Below are 16,385 nucleotides of genomic sequence, written 5' to 3'. Positions count from 1 at the left end.
CGGTTCTTGGGGTGGGGCACCATGACGATCCTTGTCAATCTGTTTTGATTCAGAAGTGTAGCTCAGCGCTGAGGTAATAGTGACTGGGACTGTCATGTAAATTTTCGTCCCAGGTCATGGCTTCGTCGTCGAGTCGATATTGCCAGACCAATGCCATGGTCAGGCTGCTGTCCTGGCTGAAGTCCATGTTCTTTTCGATGCGTGAATCGAGGCGCTCGAAACGGCGCTCGTTCAATTGATCAGCGCCATAATACATGAGACTGGTATTGATATCATATGGCCATTTGTGCAGCCAGGCCACGCTCCCTGAATGGTGGGCGGTAAGACGTTGGTCGTATTTGCTGGTGGCGTCGTAATCGATCCGTGCATGGGTCAGGCGAATACGGTCAGCCCGGCCGGCCTGCCAGTCGAGTTCGGTTTCCACCCCCTTGAAGCGGATCTGCGAGTCATTATTCGGCAGGAAATTATCTATTTTCAGCGGCTCGCTGTTCATTGCGGTGATGCGTTCATGGAAAACCCGTACGTCCACCCGCAGGCCGAGCTGATGGAAATTACCGTTATAGCCGACCTCGCGCGAACGCATGCGCTCCTGATCAAGGTCGCCAGGCCCCTGGGCATGACCATACAAGGTCGTCGGGCCGGTGACCGGGCCGCTGAGGTTGCGCACCTGGTAGCGCCAGTCGGCATTGTTCTCGTACATGTCAGCGGAGCGTACGGCCTCGGCATAGACGAAGCGCAGACTGTGCTGGGGCGCGAGGAAGAAATGCGTGGCCAGCCGCGGCGAAAAGGAGTCGCCGATCAGTTGATCATTCTCATACATGCCGCCAGCCTGGAACAACCAGCGATGATGCGGGCGATATTCCAGATTGCCGAACACCTGGGTGACGGCATTATCCAGGGTGCCGGAGAAGTAGGTTTCCGAGTCGACCCGGTCGTATCTGTAGCTGGCACCGCTGAGCAGGCGCAGCTGCGGGGACAGGCGCAGCGAGTCCTGGATTTCCAGCTGATAGCGGGTTTCCCGGATGTTTTCGTTGATATCCCAGCAGGCTGGCTGACCATTGCTGTACAGGTCGATTTCAGCCAGAACCTGATTGGCCAGTTGCTGCATCTGTGGTGTGTAGGTCTCGCCGGCGCTGCTGAGATACCTGCCGATGTACTGATCCGGCGTTTCTGTGCGGCCGGATTTGTCGAGATAACTGCTGACCCTGCGCGCGGCCAGCTGGCTCAGGGAGTTGAGCTGGCGCAAGCTATCGGAAAACACCAGGGGCGAATCACATACACGCCAGTCACGCAGGCGCTGCAGATGTTGGGCATGGGCCTGAATCTGGATCTGATGATCCGGATTCAGATCAAGCTTCCACAGCCCCTGGGTGGCGAAGTCCCGCCCGCGAATATCCGCGTAGGGCTGGTGCGCATTGATACTTTGATCCAGCGGCGAATTGCCATCCTCGTGATCCAGGTAGGTGCTGTATTCGTAGTCGTTCTGGCGGCTCGTCTCGCTGGCCGAGAACTGCCAGTCGAGGGATTGATTGGGCGCCAGCTGCCAGAGGTGGCGCAGGTTCATTCGGCTGGCGCGCAGGCGGTCACGGTAGTTGTTGCCATCATCATCGTGATCAAAGCCGTCGTCTTGCTGGCCGGAAAGGCTCACACGCCAGTTATGCTGGAAGTCACCACCGCCCTGGCTGGCATACCAATCGCGTACACCGCGATCACCGTGGGTATATTTCAGAGTGGTGCCCTGGGCGTCCAGGGGCAGCCGGGTAATGATGTTGATCACGCCCATCAGCGCGTTGGCGCCATAGGCGGCTGTATTCGGCCCGCGGAAGACCTCGATGCGATCGATGTCTTCAATGCTCAGGGCGAGTTCCGCCCAGTCCACCGTAGCCAAGCCGGAGCGGTATACCGAGCGCCCATCGACCAGCACCTGCAGCCGCCGGGCTTCGGTGACATTGGTACCGTGGTAGTTCACATTGGTCTGGTTGCCGCGGCGGTAGCCGATGTGCATGCCGGGCACCTGACGGAGTAACTCGGGGATGCTGCGCGCGCCACTGGCGCGGATCAATGCCCGGTCGAGCACGGTCATACTCCCCGGGACCTCGGCCGGAGCCTGTTTCAGGCGGGTTGCACTGAGCACAGTGGGCAGCTGCGGATCATCCAGACCGGCGGCCGTGGCCGTCATGGCGGGCAGGCCGATGAGCAGCGCCGTAAAAAGAACATTGGGGTATTGCGACGACATGAGCATGAACCGAGGCGTGGTGTTGGCTGGCGCATAGTAAACCAGCCAGCCAGGTTTTTTCATCACCGCTTCGCTGTTATTGTTCGCGGACATATACTGACGGCTGTTCTCAGTCACAAGGATTTTGCATGACCGACCTCAAGGTCCCCGTAACAGTACTGGGCGGCGGCAGTTTTGGCACCACCCTCGCCAACCTGTTGGCGACCAATGGTGTTCCCACCATGCTATGGCTGCGCAATGAAGAGCAGGCTGCCGACATGCGCCGCCTGGGCGAAAACAGCCGATACCTGCCGGGCATCGAACTCGACTCCCGCCTGACCATCACCACGGACGTTGCCGCTGCCTTGAAGTCGGCCGAACTGGTGTTCCTCGCCATCCCCAGCAGTGCTTTTCGCAGTGTGCTGCAGCAGATCGGTCCCGGGCTTGCCGGCAAGGGTCTGATCAGTACGACCAAGGGAATCGAGCAGCCGGGTTTCCTGATGATGAGCCAGATTATCGAGCAGGAAGTGCCCGGTGCCCGGGTGGCCGTTCTCTCCGGTCCCAACCTGGCGCGGGAAATAGCAGCCGGCGCGCTGACCGCTACCGTGGTGGCCAGCGATGATAACGTCCTGAATACCCAGGTGCAGGATGTGCTGGGTTGCCAGAGTCTGCGGGTCTATGCCAGTCAGGACCGCTACGGTGTCGAGCTGGGTGGTGCATTGAAGAATGTCTACGCGATCATGTCCGGTATGGCTGCAGCCATGGGTGTGGGCGAGAATACCAAGAGCATGCTGATCACCCGGGCACTGGCGGAAATGACCCGCTTTGCGGTACATATGGGTGCCAACCCCATGACCTTCCTCGGTCTGGCGGGCGTGGGGGACCTCATCGTGACCTGTACTTCCCCGATGTCGCGCAACTATCAGGTAGGCCACGCGCTGGGTAAGGGCCAGACCCTGGAGGAGAGCATTGCCCGGTTGGGACAGGTGGCCGAAGGTGTGAACACGCTCAAGGTATTGCGGCAGAAGTCCGAGGAAGAAGGCATCTATATGCCCCTGGTGGCCGGACTGCATGCGATCATCTTCGAGCAGCAGCCTTCGGCTGATGTGATTGGCCGGCTGATGAGTGCCGAGCAGAAGCATGACGTCGAGTTTTCCGCCTTCATGGCGCGCACACCACTGAACAAGGAACAGAAATGAACGCATTCAAAGAAAATATCACCTCAGCCGACTTCTGGCTGCGACTGGTCTATACGTTGTTGTTCGCCCTGGCCTGGCAGGTGGTGGAGGTGCTGTTGGCGGCGATTCTGGTATTGCAGATCGTGCTCCGCCTATTCACCGGCGAACCCAACGCGCAGTTGGCAGGCTTTGGCAACAGCCTGTCGCAATACGCCTGGCAGATGGGGCGCTATGTCAGCGGCGCTGCGGAAGAAAAGCCCTGGCCGTTTATGGAATGGCCAGCCGAGGATGGAGAATGGCAACCCAAGCCGCCGGAAGGCCCCGTGACTGTTGATCCGGTATCTGATAGCGCGGTGGTACCGCCGGTGACGCCGGTGCCACCGGCCGCTCCTGTGACGCCCAGTACCCCGGCGACACCCGCTGTATCGGAAACCGGGGCAGTGGAGCCGCCGGTCGTGCCTGATGTGGTCGATCCCATTGTGGACGTCGAGGCAGACGCAGACCTGCCGGTGCCACCGGAGCACGTTGCCGATACCAGCGAGCCCGAGCCGCCGATTCTGCAGCCCTCGGATATGGATGACCCGGGCGCTGCACCGGGCGATGGCAGCAGATTGAAGCCATGAGAATATGGATTCTGCGCCATGGCCAGGCTGAGCCCACGGCGACCCGTGATGCCGAGCGAGCGCTGACCGACGTCGGTCGGGCGGAAGCGATACGTATGGCAGAACAGTTGGCCGGACACTCCCTGGATGTGATCCTGGCCAGTCCATATCGCCGAGCTCAGCAGACCGCAGAGTTGATTCGGCGGGAGCTGAATTTCCGCCGAGGCGTTACCACGGTGGACTGGCTGACACCGGAAGATGACCCCATGGCTGTCCTGGACCAGTTGGCTGATCGCGCTGAGGACGAATTGTTGCTGGTCAGTCATCAACCCCTGGTTGGTCAGTTGATCAGCCTGCTGGTTGATGGCCACCGTCAGGGGCATTATTCCATGCCGACTGCGGGACTGGCCTGTCTGGATATGCCATTACCGGCTGCGGGAGCAGCGGACTTGCTCAGCCTGACCAACCCAGCCGATGCAACGGGCAATAGCTGAAGAAAGCAGGCAGAGCACGCCGGCAGGTCGTATAAGAGAATCAGAATCATCGGTACAGTGGAGTGGTGCCATGGGCAATGATACAGAGCCGGGAGTCGTTCCGGTGTTGGCGGCGTTTTTCAGGCAGGAACAACTGCACCCGGATAAAGCCTGGTTGATCCAGCCGTTGGCTGACGGCGCCACGCTGGAACTGAGCTGGCGCCAGGCCGGTGATCAGGCCCGCCGGCTCGCCGGTTGGCTACGACATCAGAACCTGCCCGAGCGCAGCACGATCGCTATCATTTCGAAAAACTGTGCGCACTGGATCATCTCCGACCTGGCTATCTGGATGGCTGGGCACGTTTCCGTACCTCTGCCGCCAACGCTGCCGGACGATGCCACCCGCCAAACGCTCGAGCATGCGGCGGTCAGGGTCATCATCATCGGTAAACTGGATGACTGGCAACGGGTGCGTTCTGGATTGCCGGCAGGCATACCTTGGGTCGGCATGCCCATGGCTGAAGCTGATGAGCAGCTGCTTGACTGGGAAAGCCTGCAGCGGGCAAATGATCCTTTGCCGCAACCGGTCGCACGCGATTCCGCCGAACTGGCCAGCATCATGTACAGCAGTGGGGCTACCGGGTTGCCCAAGGGCTGCATGCTGAGCTTTGCCAGTATGCATTTTGCGGCGAGCAACTTCTTACGGCTGTTTCTGGTAACAGACCGGGACCGCGTGCTTTCGTACCTTCCCTTGTCACATGTGGCGGAACGTCAGTTCATCGAGATGCAATCGCTGCTGTCGGGCATGACAGTGTACTTTGTCCAGAGCCGCGCGACCTTCATTGATGATCTGCGCCGCGCCCGTCCCACCCTGTTTCTCGGCACACCAGCGACCTGGCAACAGCTCCGCCAGGGTGTGATGCGTCGGGCGCAGCAGCGGATCCTCGATACGGCGTTGAAGATTCCTCTGCTGGGCAAGCGTGTGGCTACCAGCATGCTCGAGCAACAAGGGCTGGATCAGTTGCGCTTCGGGGTGACCAGCGGCGATGTTGCGTCTGCCGAATTGCTGGAGTGGTATCACCGGATCGGGCTGAAACTGTTTGAAGTGTATGGGCTGACCGAGAACTGCGGTTACTCTCACGTCGGGCGACCGGGACGCTTGCGTCCGGGCTGGTGCGGTCTGCCCAATCCGGGTGTCGAATGCCGTCTTGATGAGAATCAGGAGGTATTGGTACGCAGTCAGGCCAACATGCTGGGGTATTACCGAGACCCCGAAAGAACCGCGCGCATGCTCGACGAGCAAGGGTTTTTGCGAACGGGCGATCGAGGTGAGATAGACCAGGATGGTTTCCTGCGTTTGAGTGGGCGGATCACTGACCTGTTTCATACGGCCGATGGGCGGCAGATAATTCCGCAGCCCGTTGAGCACCGCCTGCTGGCCCATGGGTTTGTCCAGCATGCCTGTGTGCTGGGGGAGGGATTGCCGCTGTCTCTGGCGCTCATCACCTTGACAGAGCCGGGCCGGGAGGCTGCTCGACATGAGGTTGAGCGAGAGCTGGAATCCTTGCTGCATGCGCTGAACGAGCCCTTGCCACGGGCCGGGCGACTGGGCTGTCTGGTCGTGGTCAGTGATGACTGGAGTGCTGATAACGGCTACGTCACGGGCACCATGCAGCTGCGGCGTGGAGTGATCGGTGCGCGCTATCACGAGTGGCTTGGAGATTGGTCTGTGCGCGGTACCACCATCGTCTGGGCTGATTGATCAGCCCTTATGCGGGTGCATTCATGCCCCGATACCTGCTTGCCTCCAGCACTGCCAGCTCCTTACATTCCAGTCAGGCATTCATTCAATTAATGGGAAATCCATGGGCGATAGTCATGAGATACGTTTTACCCTGCCGTCGATCGAAGTCGCGGGCAAGGTGTGGGGGCAGCCGGGCGGTTTGCCGGTTATCGGTTTGCACGGGTGGCTGGACAATGCCGGCACCTTCGACCTGATCGCGCCGCAACTGGACAACATCCATCTGATAGCGCTGGATCTGCCGGGTCACGGTCTCTCCGACCATTTGCCGGCGGGCGGCTACAGCCTTTGGCAGCAGGCAGCGACGGTATTACAGGTGGCTGATGACCTGGGGTGGGAGCGGTTCGCCTTGCTTGGCCACTCCATGGGCGGGATCATCAGCTGCATTCTGTCCGGCTCGATGCCGGAACGGCTGCTGGGGGCGGCGATGATCGACGGGCTGCTGCCGGTAACCGGGGAGGCGGCGGATGCTCCTCAGCAGATGGCGCGATTCCTCAAGGCCAGCCAGGCTCTGACGGCCAAGCGCAAGCCGATATATGACAGTGCGGCCAAGGCGGTCTCGGCACGGGTGCTGGGCGGCACCTCGACCATCTCCCGCGGTGCGGCGAGCAAACTGGTGGAGCGCGGGCTCATGCCCGAGCAGGGCGGCTGGACCTGGCGCTCCGACCCCCAGTTGATGCTGCCATCGCCGCTGCGCCTGACTTCCGAGCATGCCGTGGCCTTTGCCGAGGCGATAAGTACACCGACCTGCCTGGTGCTGGCGAATCAGGGCGTGATGGGGAAGCATCCGCGGTTGGTCGAACGCATCGAAGGTTTCAACCACATTCAGACCCACCGCATGGATGGTGGGCATCACCTGCATCTGGAAGAGCAGGCACCGGCCGTTGCAACAATTATCAACAGCTTTTTCAAGACCCTTGCTTGACCCCGGGAGGTGGCTGGGCAAAGCTGCCATGAAACCCGCTGTAAAGCGCTGCGGCCGCATGATCGCAGGAGCCGTCTGTTCAAAGGAGTATTGATGCATCTGCAATCGAAGGCACGTCCGCAGTGGCGACCGCTGCTGTTGGCACTGGCACTCTGTGGTATCGCGCCGCTCAGCGTTGCCGCCACCCCCATCATCGAGTCCTTTCCGCGTGCCGAAGTGGCACGGCAACAAGTGGATGCTGAAGCAGAGCACACCGTGGTCATTGGCAATATCCGCCGAATCAACAACCAGGTGCGCGCCGAGCGCGAGGTGCAGGCCGTGGGCGAGCTGGTCCGTACATCCTGGTTGATTCCTGAAGGACACTCTGCCAAGGAAGCCATGGCGCATGCCGTGCACCAGCTTCAGGAACACCCGCACACCACCCTGTTCTTCTGCGAGGGGCGTGAATGCGGCAGCAGCAGTCTGTGGGCCAACCAGGTACTGGGATACTCCCGCTTGTACGGTCCTGAAGAGAACCAGTCATATCTTGCCTTGCGCCTGGATGACGAGCCGCAGCGTTTCATCAGTCTTTACGCCACTACCCGCGGCAACCACCAGGTGTATGTGCATCTGGACCAGCTGACTCCTGCATCGCCCGTTACCGATATGCTCTACCCTACGCCCGCGACGCTGGGCAAGATGCTGAAAGCCGAAGGTGAGCTGCTCTTGCCTGCAGTTACACCTGAGCAGGCCGACAGCGCGATAACTGACGCCTGGCTCGACCTGACTGCACGCATGCTGCGCTCGGACAATCGACTGCGGATTCTGGTCGATGGCACGCAGGCTCCGGCATTCGTGCAGAGCCTGCTGGACCGCGGCATTGATCGGCAGCGTCTGGAAATAGGCGAGCCGCAGCCGGAGACCGGAGTGCGGCTGGAGAAACGCTGACCCCTGTTCTTACCTACTTGCGCGGACGCAAGGTAAGCCGGTCAGGGAGGGCCTGGATTCCCAGCCAGTCAAACAGCTGAGCGCGGTAGTTGCCCTGCGCGAACAGCTGAGCCTGGTCATCGTAATGAGCGTCGAAAGGGTTGCCGGACTGACCCAGTGGGTTGATACCCAGTGTTGATTCGAGATTGGCCAGATCGACCAGGCGCCGGGTCGATGGTCCGGCGATAACCTCATAGTCCGGCCCGCCACGATTGAATACCATATTATTAAGACTGCCGTTGGTACCGGTTACGGTGACTCTGGCACTGTTCAAGCGACCGGCAAAGGGAATCTTGTCCGCCAGCGGATGTTTGTGTTGCAGGCTGGCGACCTCACCCCAGGTCCATTCCTCCGGCGCCATGCCCCGTTCCTCTGCCAATATGTCGATGGTGCGGATCCAGGCCTGTTCGATGGCCGACTGGCGTCCATCCATGATGGGTTGCTGACGATTGTCCCACCAGGGTGACGCTGGTTTCCAGAACAGGCTGGCCAGGGATTTACTGGCCATGAAAGTGTCGCGGAAGTGCGCGTAGCGCTCACCCAGTTCGTCGGCGAACAGCGCCTCCAGCAGATTGTCTTCCCACCGTTGAAACAGCAGGGCGCCAACGCTGTCCGGGGTGAAGCGGCCATCCCAGGCAGCCAGAATCTGCCGTGCCTGTTCAGCTGTGGCGCGCAGATCGGTAGCCAGCAACTGGCTGTCGAGCAACGGCAGTGCATCGGCGATCATGGCGACAGCGTGCGGGCGCTGGCTGTCCAGTTGCATGGCCTTGAACACCGAGAAATCAAAGCTGTCCCGGCTTTCCAGCAAGGTGGCGAGCCGTTCGGCACGCTCTCCCGGCGCGTAGTAACCAGGCAGGGCACGGCGCGGATTGTTCTCGGCATAGGGGCTGTTGGCGCTGTGGATGAACCCCGTAACAGGATTGATCCTCTTCGGATTGGCGGCGAACGGCTGGTAACCGAGAAAGTCATCACGGCGGTTACTGGCATCCAGCAGGCTGAAGCTGTTGTTGCTGTTGGGCCAGCGCTTCAGCCGGCCGGTGGCCCACATGGCGATGTTGTCATTGACGTCGGCATAGATGACGTTCAGTCCCGGCGACCAGTGCAGCGCCGCAGCAGCCTCGAACTCAGCCATGCTTTTCGCACGCGAATAGCGATAGAACGCCTCTGTGGAGTCGCTGCCGGGCGTCAGAAAAGTCCAGAACAGGCTCACCGGTGGCGGTGGTGGGCTATCGCCCTCCGTGTCAGCGGTAGCAAGGTGATCATTGATGATCGGCCCATTACGCGAGCTGCGCAGGCGTATCAGACGGTCTTCCTTGCCGCGTACCTTGATGACTTCCTCGTGTACAGTCAGGTTCTGCCAGCGGTCGCCCACTCGCACCTGCCCCGGATCGTCGGGATTCACTCGTTCGCGATAGAAATCGATTTCGTCATTCATCAGCATGGTCAGTCCCCAGGCGTGATGGCGGGTCTGGCCAAGCAGGGGAAACGGCAAGCCCGCGAGGAAATGACCATAGACCTCATGTTGCGGCGTGCGGATATGCGCTTCATACCACACCGCTGGCACGGCAAAGCCGATATGCGGGTCGTTGGCCAGCAGGGGGAGGTCGCTGGCGCTCAGTGCGCCCTTGACGACCCAGGCATTACTACCCTGAAATTGTCCGGCGGGCAGTTGTTGCTGTACCCGCGCGACCTGCTCCAGCAACGGCTGCAGCAGACCGACACTGGCGGGCGCGGCAGGTCGGCGCGGGGGCAGCCCTTGCGGCGCGCCGGGGACCAGATCCTGAGCATTACGCTCCCCCAGGGTGCCGCGCACGTGATCCACCAGCGCATCGGTCTTGAACGCCTCTGCGAATGAATAGGCCATGTAACCCGTGACATGGGCGATGTCCGCCGTCGAGAAGTAGTCCGGACGCGACAGTAGCAGGCGGTATTCAACAGGCGTTCGGCCTTGGTCGATATATTGGTTTATACCGTCCTGATAAGCCCTGATCAGTTTTACATGGGGCTGGTCAGCATTCTGCTCCAGCTGCGCTGCATACTGCCGGGCATGACGGCTGATACCCAGAGTGCGGAAGAATTTGTCGGTTGCATAGGTTTCCTGACCGAACAGTTCGGACAGACGTCCGGCACCGATGCGGCGTACGATGTCCAGCTGGAACAGCCGATCCTGGGCGTGCAGGTAGCCGAGCGCACGGTAGGCGTCTGCATCGTGTTGGGCATCAATATGGGGCACGCCCCAGGCATCGAAATAAACCGATACCTCGTCCTGCAGACCATGCAGGCGCAGTGTGCCGCTGCGCTGCGCTTCGGCACTGTGCAGAACCCAATGGCCCAGAGCAGCCAGGGCGATGGCGATAACGAGCAGGGCGGCAATAATTTTCAAGTGAAAAAGGGTGCGAGGCTGGATCACGGCTGGCCTTGTAACAGAGAATGGTTCTTGAGCGAAGCATCATGCTGAGAGCGCAGCCCGGCGTCAATCGGGATTCAATATGGAGAAGCAAATATGGCGCAAAGTGTAGCGCTTGTACTCGGTAGCGGGGGCGCAAGGGGCTATGCCCATATCGGCGTGATCGAGGAAATCGAGCGGCGCGGCTATTCGATCGAATGTGTGGCTGGATGCTCGATGGGGGCGGTAATCGGTGGGGTCTACGCTGCGGGCGGCTTGCAGGCCTACCGAGACTGGGTCTCGGGGCTGGCCTATCTCGACGTGTTGCGACTGCTGGATTTCGGCTTTGGTAATCTCGGCGCCATCCGCGGTGAGCGGATATTCTCGCGGATACATGAAATTGTCGGTGACGTGAATATCGAAGATCTGCGCATTCCCTTCACGGCAGTGGCCACCGACCTGACCAACCAGCAGGAAGTGTGGTTTCAGCAGGGCAGCCTGCAGCAGGCCATGCGCGCTTCGGCCGCGATTCCCAGTTTGTTTTCCCCGGTGCGTCAGGGCAGCCGGGTACTGGTGGATGGCGGGTTACTGAATCCGCTGCCGATCATCCCGGTGGTTTCCGCGCACTGCGATCTGATCATGGCTGTCAATCTCAACTCCAACCACACCAATGGCTATGCGTTACCCGTCATCGAGCGCCCCGCGCCGATCCGTCAGCAATGGGATCAATGGATGGAAACACTGAGCTGGCGCAATCTGCTGCATAAGAACAGTGAAGAGGAAGAGGGTGACCGCCAGGGCCAGCTGGAATACCTGACCGAGGAAGTATCACCCGCGGAAGCAGCAGCGAATCGCCAGGAAGATGAAGCCCAGCCGGTACAGGCAGACATTCAGATCGGGCCGGCAAGCATGTTGGAGTTGGTCAACCTGTCCTTTGAGACCATGCAGGCATCCCTGACCAAGTACAAGATCGCGGGCTACCCACCGGATGTGATATTCGACGTGCCCAAGCGGCTGTGTCGCTTCTTCGAATTTCAGCGCGCCCCCGAGCTGATCGAGCTGGGCCGCATGGTGGCCAGCGATACGCTGGATCGGTTCGAGAAGAACAAGCCGATGGTTTGACCAGCGTAGCGAAGATCAGACTGTTAGAATGCCGCCTTGAGTTTCACAGCGGAGACCCTCATGACCGATGCAGTGCGTTTGACCGAATACAGCCACGGAGCGGGCTGTGGTTGCAAGATTTCCCCTCAGGTACTGGATGAGATCCTCGCTTGCAGCCTGCCGACGCCGGACTATCCGCAACTCTGGGTCGGCAACGGCAGCCGTGATGACGCCGCCGTGTTTGGGCTGGACGACGAGCGGGGCATTGTCAGCACCACCGACTTCTTCATGCCCATCGTCGATGATGCCTACGATTTCGGCCGGATTGCCGCCACCAACGCCATCAGCGATATCTATGCCATGGGCGGCACGCCCTTGATGGCCATCGCCATTCTCGGCTGGCCGGTCAATCTGTTGCCTGCGGCCGTGGCGGCCCAGGTCATGGCCGGCGCGCGTGCTGTCTGCGCCGAGGCAGGTATGCCATTGGCCGGCGGCCATTCCATTGATGCGCCGGAACCCATATTCGGACTTGCAGTGACCGGACAGGTGAACCGCAGCCAGCTCAAACGCAACGACACTGCCAAGGCCGGTGCGCGTCTGTATCTGACCAAACCGCTGGGTATCGGCATCTTCACTACCGCCGAAAAGCAGAAGAAACTCCGCCAAGAGGACGCCGGAGTAGCCCGCGACCTGATGTGTCAGCTCAACCGAGTCGGTGCTCGCTTCGCACAGCTGGATGCGGTACAGGCGATGACCGATGTCACCGGCTTTGGTCTGCTTGGTCACCTGGCGGAGATGGCTGAAGGTTCCGGTGTCCTGGCGCGAGTGAGCGAATCTGCCGTGCCGCGACTGCCCGGTGTCGAGCATTACCTGGCGGCCGGCTGCATCCCCGGCGGCACTACTCGAAACTTTGCCAGTTACGGCCACAAGCTGGCGGACATGCCGGAACACTGGCGCAACCTGCTATGCGACCCGCAGACCAGCGGTGGTTTGCTGGTGGCGATCGATCCGGCCAGCGAGGAGGCTTTCCTCGCAGTTGCGCAAGAGGAAGGCCTGGTCCTGCAACCGATCGGCGAATTGCTCGAGCATCATCGCGGCCCATGGGTCGAGGTTATCTGATGCGCGAAAACACTGACGACTACCGCAGCCTGTTTCTGACGGGTGTGCCGATGATGGATGTGCGGGCGCCGATCGAATTTGCCAAGGGCGCCTTCCCTGAGGTGGTCAATCAGCCGCTGATGGATGACGAGGAACGGCGCAAGGTTGGCACCTGTTATAAGGAACATGGACAGGCAGCGGCCATCGCGCTGGGGCATAAGCTGGTCAACGGCGAGCTGAAAGAGGCTCGTGTGGCGGCTTGGAAAGCCTTTGTCGAAGCCAACCCGAACGGCTACCTGTATTGCTTTCGTGGTGGCCTGCGCTCGCAGCTGGTGCAACAGTGGCTGGCCGAAGCCGGTGTGCAATATCCGCGGATAATCGGTGGCTACAAGGCCATGCGCCGCTTCCTCATCGACAGCCTTGAAGAGACCGTGCGGGATTGCCCGTTACGTCTGGTGGCGGGTCTGACCGGCACCGGCAAGACCGAAATCATCGCAGCGCTGGATAACAGCCTTGATCTGGAAGGCCACGCGCACCATCGTGGTTCCAGCTTCGGCCGCCACGCCACCCCTCAACCGGGCCAGATCGACTTCGAAAACCGCCTGGCAATCGAAGCGCTCAAAGTCCGGGCGCAGGGTGCAAGTGTGCTGGTGCTGGAAGACGAAGGACGCATGGTGGGCAGTCGCACGGTGCCGCTCGAATTATTCCGGGCCATGCAGGACGCGCCTTTGGTCTGGCTGGATGACACGCTGGAAAACCGCGTGACACGCATCCTGGAAGATTACGTCATCGACATGCGCGCCGAGTTCGCCGAGCAGCACGCTCACGCTGAAGACCCCGAGCTGGCATTCCAGGCGTTTTCGCAATACCTGCAGGGCAGCCTGTTGCGCATCCGCAAGCGGCTGGGAGGAGAACGGTTCCAGGAACTCGACGAGCTGATGCGCCAGGCGCTGGATTCCCAGCAGCGCAGCGGAAATGTACAGGCACACCGGGGTTGGATCGAGGGGCTGCTGCGTGATTACTACGATCCCATGTACGCCTATCAGCGCGAAGCCAAGGAAGAGCGGGTTGTGTTTGCGGGGGACAAAGAGGCGGTGATTGGGTATTTGAGTGAGACAGGCCGGCAATAAGGTTACCGGTTTTCCATCAGAGACTCGGAGTCACAAGGCAGTGTTGGCCGTCAGGGTCAGACCGACCGTTTGATGCCAGGGATGGCATCAATGAGCTTACAGGGATGTATTCACAGCGTGTCGGTCTGACCCTGACGGCCAGCGCTGCCCTACGCACATAGCGAAAGCACACGAAAACCCTAATCATCCCGCCCCTCCAGCATCTCCCGCCGCAATAATACATACACCGACCCGGTACCCCCGTGGCGCGGTATGCAGGAGGTGAAACCCAGCACCTTCGGATGCTGACGCAGCCAGGTGTTGACGTGGCTCTTGAGGATGGGCTTGCGTCCATCCTTACGCTGCGCCTTACCGTGGGTAACGCGTACGCAGCGCACCTCCAGCGAGGTGGCCTCGGCAAGAAACTCCCACAGCAGCTCGCGCGTCTTCTCCACGGTCATGCCATGCAGATCGATGCTGCCATCAAAGGGGATCTGCCCCGTTTTCAGTTTGCGCAACTGACTTTCCTGCACACCGTTGGCGGTCCAGGCCAGCTCTTCCTCGGGAGCCACATCAATCACGAAATGGTCCGACAGACCATCCACCCGAGTACGATGCTGCGGCTGAGTCGCGCGTTGGCGAAGCGTCTGCAGTTGGGCGCGGTCGCTGCGCGGCTTGCCGGTATCAGCACGATCAGTGGTGATCGGCCTGGCGCCCTTGATGGCCTGGCGGAACAGCTCCAGATCATCCGTCTCGTTGGTGTCCTGGGTCATGGTCGGAGCTTGCTTCGGATTCGATTGAACAGGTGAGACAGTTTATCAGATAGCGCAGCCGGTTCCGATCAGCGCAGCACTACCCAGAGCAACATCAACGCCTGAAAAATCGAAAACACGATCAGACAACCAATGGCAAAGCGGTGACCGATGTCGTTGCGTTTGTACTCACCCAATGTTGCCTGCAATGATGTGAGCTGGGCCTGCTGCTGGCGATTCAGGGTCTCCTGTTCACGCAATTGCCGCAGGGTTTCAGCGATATGCAGCGGCTGCACCCGCTCAACATTCCAGCTGGCAACAAGATCGCTCACGCGGTTGACCTGAGCCTTGCCCTCGGTCCGCCCATCGTCGCTGTAAGTCTGGTGGAAGCCAGCGCGCTTGAGTATGCGCTCACGTGCTTGCCGGGCCTCCTCGCTGGGCACCTCGGCGCGGTGCAGGATGATCGGCGTTACTGCATAATCACCGCAGTGTCGCTGGCACCATTCGATCAACTGAGCCAGCATGAAGCCGGCCAGCCCGCGCTGTGGCGGGAAGATCCGCAGGCCCTGCAGTGGGCCGAATCGCACCCGCTGATTGCGATGGTCGACCAGTACTTCGATGAAATTGGTATCGGGCGGAACGCTTTCATCTTCAATTCTGACCTGCAGGCGTAGCAACTCCAGCTGGGCCACGCGCTCGCGGGTCACGGCAATCTGCACCAGACGTTCGTCGTGCAGCATCAACCGGCCCTTGAATACCGGCTTGAGCTGAATCCAGTAGAACTCCGACGGCCGCGCATGGGCGAAGGGGTCGCGCACAGGGGGCGACTCGGATACCTCTGGATCAATGTGCTCTTCGTTCATGGGAGTGTCATTTCCTGCCTGTATATTCCGTTATCGGCAGACTATCGACGATCTTGAGTCGTGTTCGCCAGCTCTTCCTAGAGGTTGCCGACAGCCTGCCAGATCAGGCGAAGCGCCAACAGCGTCAGCAGCGTATTGAAAACCAGCGTGAACCTGCTGTCCGTCAGGCGTCTGAGCAGCCTCAGGCCCAGCCAGGTGCCCACCGCGCCAGCAATGACCATCATCAGTATCAACCCCAGCCAATCGGCAAATACAAATCCCGCTGCGCCATAGATCAGAGCTTTCGGAGCATGCTGCAGGCACATGGCGGTGGCGAAGGTGGCGACTGTCGAAAAGCGCTCGCCTTGCTGTTGCTGCTTGACGAAGGCCGCCACCAGCGGGCCGGTAGCGCCGACGAACAGACTGATGAAGGTGGTTATTCCGGCCGCCAGCAGTGTACCGACAGGTCCGGTGGCGATCGCCGGTATCGGCGGACCCCAGCACAACAGCAAGATGAAGCCGGCAATGCACAGCTGCACCAGCGACAATGGCAGATCGACCAGAAACAGACTGCCGAGCCAGGCGCCAAGCAGGACGCCGGGAGCAAACCAGAGAATCAGGCGCAGGTTGATGTGGCGGATAGTCATGGCTGCACGGCCCAGGTTCGAACCCAGCTGCACCATGCCATGCACCGGAATGATCGCGGTGGGCGGCATGACCGTGGCCATGATTGCCAGCAAAAGCACTCCGCCACCGATACCCAGCGATGCGGTAATCGCCGAAGTGACCGCGGAAAGGGCCACCAGCGCAGCGCTGGTCAGCGGCGGCAGTGCCGCAGGTAACAGAAGGTCCAGCAATGCTTGCATCAATCGGCTTCGCTTTATGGGATTTCCGGTCGCCAAGACTACCGCCACCATCTCAGACTGTCACCCGTACC

Annotated in this window: 14 protein-coding genes; 9 read left to right on the top strand and 5 right to left on the bottom strand. The window is 60.5% G+C overall.

The window, feature by feature from the left end:
* Positions 1–49: 49 nt before the first annotated feature.
* Positions 50–2,242, bottom strand: coding sequence for a TonB-dependent receptor plug domain-containing protein (locus BLU11_RS09390; RefSeq protein WP_090276382.1), 2,193 nt, complete (start codon positions 2,240–2,242; stop codon positions 50–52).
* A 122-nt stretch (positions 2,243–2,364) separates the two neighbouring features.
* Between BLU11_RS09390 and BLU11_RS09385 the strand changes: the two genes are divergently transcribed.
* The 6 genes from BLU11_RS09385 to BLU11_RS09360 all read left to right on the top strand — a co-directional run bounded on the left by BLU11_RS09385 (position 2,365) and on the right by BLU11_RS09360 (position 8,121).
* Positions 2,365–3,414 (top strand): NAD(P)H-dependent glycerol-3-phosphate dehydrogenase, encoded by a 1,050-nt coding sequence (locus BLU11_RS09385; protein WP_090273096.1) that lies wholly within the window; start codon positions 2,365–2,367, stop codon positions 3,412–3,414.
* Positions 3,411–4,016: a DUF4389 domain-containing protein gene (locus BLU11_RS09380; protein ID WP_090273095.1), complete on the top strand. Its 606-nt coding sequence runs from the start codon at positions 3,411–3,413 to the stop codon at positions 4,014–4,016. The genes BLU11_RS09385 and BLU11_RS09380 overlap by 4 nt, the downstream gene beginning before the upstream one ends.
* Positions 4,013–4,489, top strand: a complete 477-nt coding sequence (sixA, locus tag BLU11_RS09375; RefSeq protein WP_090273094.1) for a phosphohistidine phosphatase SixA — start codon at positions 4,013–4,015, stop codon at positions 4,487–4,489. Before BLU11_RS09380 ends, sixA begins: the two co-directional genes overlap by 4 nt.
* A 70-nt stretch (positions 4,490–4,559) precedes the next feature.
* The gene (locus BLU11_RS09370) at positions 4,560–6,230 is read left to right on the top strand and encodes an AMP-binding protein (protein WP_157718644.1); all 1,671 of its coding nucleotides are present in this window, start codon (positions 4,560–4,562) and stop codon (positions 6,228–6,230) included.
* 103 nt (positions 6,231–6,333) lie between these two features.
* Positions 6,334–7,194, top strand: coding sequence for an alpha/beta fold hydrolase (locus BLU11_RS09365; protein WP_090273092.1), 861 nt, complete (start codon positions 6,334–6,336; stop codon positions 7,192–7,194).
* 93 nt (positions 7,195–7,287) lie between these two features.
* Positions 7,288–8,121, top strand: a complete 834-nt coding sequence (locus BLU11_RS09360; RefSeq protein ID WP_090273091.1) for a DUF4892 domain-containing protein — start codon at positions 7,288–7,290, stop codon at positions 8,119–8,121.
* Between the two features lie 13 nt (positions 8,122–8,134).
* Here BLU11_RS09360 and BLU11_RS09355 read toward each other — a convergent pair whose 3' ends face one another.
* Entirely contained in the window at positions 8,135–10,570 is a 2,436-nt protein-coding gene (locus BLU11_RS09355) for a penicillin acylase family protein (RefSeq protein ID WP_090273090.1), read from the bottom strand.
* 93 nt (positions 10,571–10,663) lie between these two features.
* Between BLU11_RS09355 and BLU11_RS09350 the strand changes: the two genes are divergently transcribed.
* Genes BLU11_RS09350 through mnmH form a run of 3 tightly spaced genes read left to right on the top strand, consistent with a single transcriptional unit; the run spans position 10,664 to position 13,875 of the window.
* The gene (locus BLU11_RS09350; RefSeq protein WP_090273089.1) at positions 10,664–11,668 is read left to right on the top strand and encodes a patatin-like phospholipase family protein; all 1,005 of its coding nucleotides are present in this window, start codon (positions 10,664–10,666) and stop codon (positions 11,666–11,668) included.
* 60 nt (positions 11,669–11,728) lie between these two features.
* Complete coding sequence (selD, locus tag BLU11_RS09345) at positions 11,729–12,766, top strand: selenide, water dikinase SelD (RefSeq protein ID WP_090273088.1); 1,038 nt, start codon at positions 11,729–11,731, stop codon at positions 12,764–12,766.
* A complete protein-coding gene (mnmH, locus tag BLU11_RS09340) occupies positions 12,766–13,875 on the top strand; it encodes a tRNA 2-selenouridine(34) synthase MnmH (RefSeq protein WP_090276380.1) in 1,110 nt (369 codons plus the stop codon). The genes selD and mnmH overlap by 1 nt, the downstream gene beginning before the upstream one ends.
* A gap of 179 nt (positions 13,876–14,054) precedes the next feature.
* Here mnmH and BLU11_RS09335 read toward each other — a convergent pair whose 3' ends face one another.
* The 3 genes from BLU11_RS09335 to BLU11_RS09325 all read right to left on the bottom strand — a co-directional run bounded on the left by BLU11_RS09335 (position 14,055) and on the right by BLU11_RS09325 (position 16,314).
* Positions 14,055–14,627, bottom strand: coding sequence for a Smr/MutS family protein (locus BLU11_RS09335; protein WP_090273087.1), 573 nt, complete (start codon positions 14,625–14,627; stop codon positions 14,055–14,057).
* A gap of 68 nt (positions 14,628–14,695) precedes the next feature.
* Entirely contained in the window at positions 14,696–15,469 is a 774-nt protein-coding gene (locus tag BLU11_RS09330; protein WP_090273086.1) for a hypothetical protein, read from the bottom strand.
* A 77-nt stretch (positions 15,470–15,546) separates the two neighbouring features.
* The gene (locus BLU11_RS09325; RefSeq protein WP_090273085.1) at positions 15,547–16,314 is read right to left on the bottom strand and encodes a TSUP family transporter; all 768 of its coding nucleotides are present in this window, start codon (positions 16,312–16,314) and stop codon (positions 15,547–15,549) included.
* Positions 16,315–16,385: the final 71 nt, after the last annotated feature.

It is taken from the genome of Halopseudomonas litoralis (assembly GCF_900105005.1).
Lineage (GTDB): Bacteria > Pseudomonadota > Gammaproteobacteria > Pseudomonadales > Pseudomonadaceae > Halopseudomonas > Halopseudomonas litoralis.
This window is presented reverse-complemented; position numbering and strand designations above follow the sequence as displayed.

Bases quoted from the DNA above. Each gene is read 5' to 3' on its own strand.
- BLU11_RS09390 (WP_090276382.1), bottom strand. From the start codon at position 2,242: ATGCTCATGTCGTCGCAATACCCCAATGTTCTTTTTACGGCGCTGCTC.
- BLU11_RS09385 (WP_090273096.1), top strand. From the start codon at position 2,365: ATGACCGACCTCAAGGTCCCCGTAACAGTACTGGGCGGCGGCAGTTTT.
- BLU11_RS09380 (WP_090273095.1), top strand. From the start codon at position 3,411: ATGAACGCATTCAAAGAAAATATCACCTCAGCCGACTTCTGGCTGCGA.
- sixA (WP_090273094.1), top strand. From the start codon at position 4,013: ATGAGAATATGGATTCTGCGCCATGGCCAGGCTGAGCCCACGGCGACC.
- BLU11_RS09370 (WP_157718644.1), top strand. From the start codon at position 4,560: ATGGGCAATGATACAGAGCCGGGAGTCGTTCCGGTGTTGGCGGCGTTT.
- BLU11_RS09365 (WP_090273092.1), top strand. From the start codon at position 6,334: ATGGGCGATAGTCATGAGATACGTTTTACCCTGCCGTCGATCGAAGTC.
- BLU11_RS09360 (WP_090273091.1), top strand. From the start codon at position 7,288: ATGCATCTGCAATCGAAGGCACGTCCGCAGTGGCGACCGCTGCTGTTG.
- BLU11_RS09350 (WP_090273089.1), top strand. From the start codon at position 10,664: ATGGCGCAAAGTGTAGCGCTTGTACTCGGTAGCGGGGGCGCAAGGGGC.
- selD (WP_090273088.1), top strand. From the start codon at position 11,729: ATGACCGATGCAGTGCGTTTGACCGAATACAGCCACGGAGCGGGCTGT.
- mnmH (WP_090276380.1), top strand. From the start codon at position 12,766: ATGCGCGAAAACACTGACGACTACCGCAGCCTGTTTCTGACGGGTGTG.
- BLU11_RS09335 (WP_090273087.1), bottom strand. From the start codon at position 14,627: ATGACCCAGGACACCAACGAGACGGATGATCTGGAGCTGTTCCGCCAG.
- BLU11_RS09330 (WP_090273086.1), bottom strand. From the start codon at position 15,469: ATGAACGAAGAGCACATTGATCCAGAGGTATCCGAGTCGCCCCCTGTG.
- BLU11_RS09325 (WP_090273085.1), bottom strand. From the start codon at position 16,314: ATGCAAGCATTGCTGGACCTTCTGTTACCTGCGGCACTGCCGCCGCTG.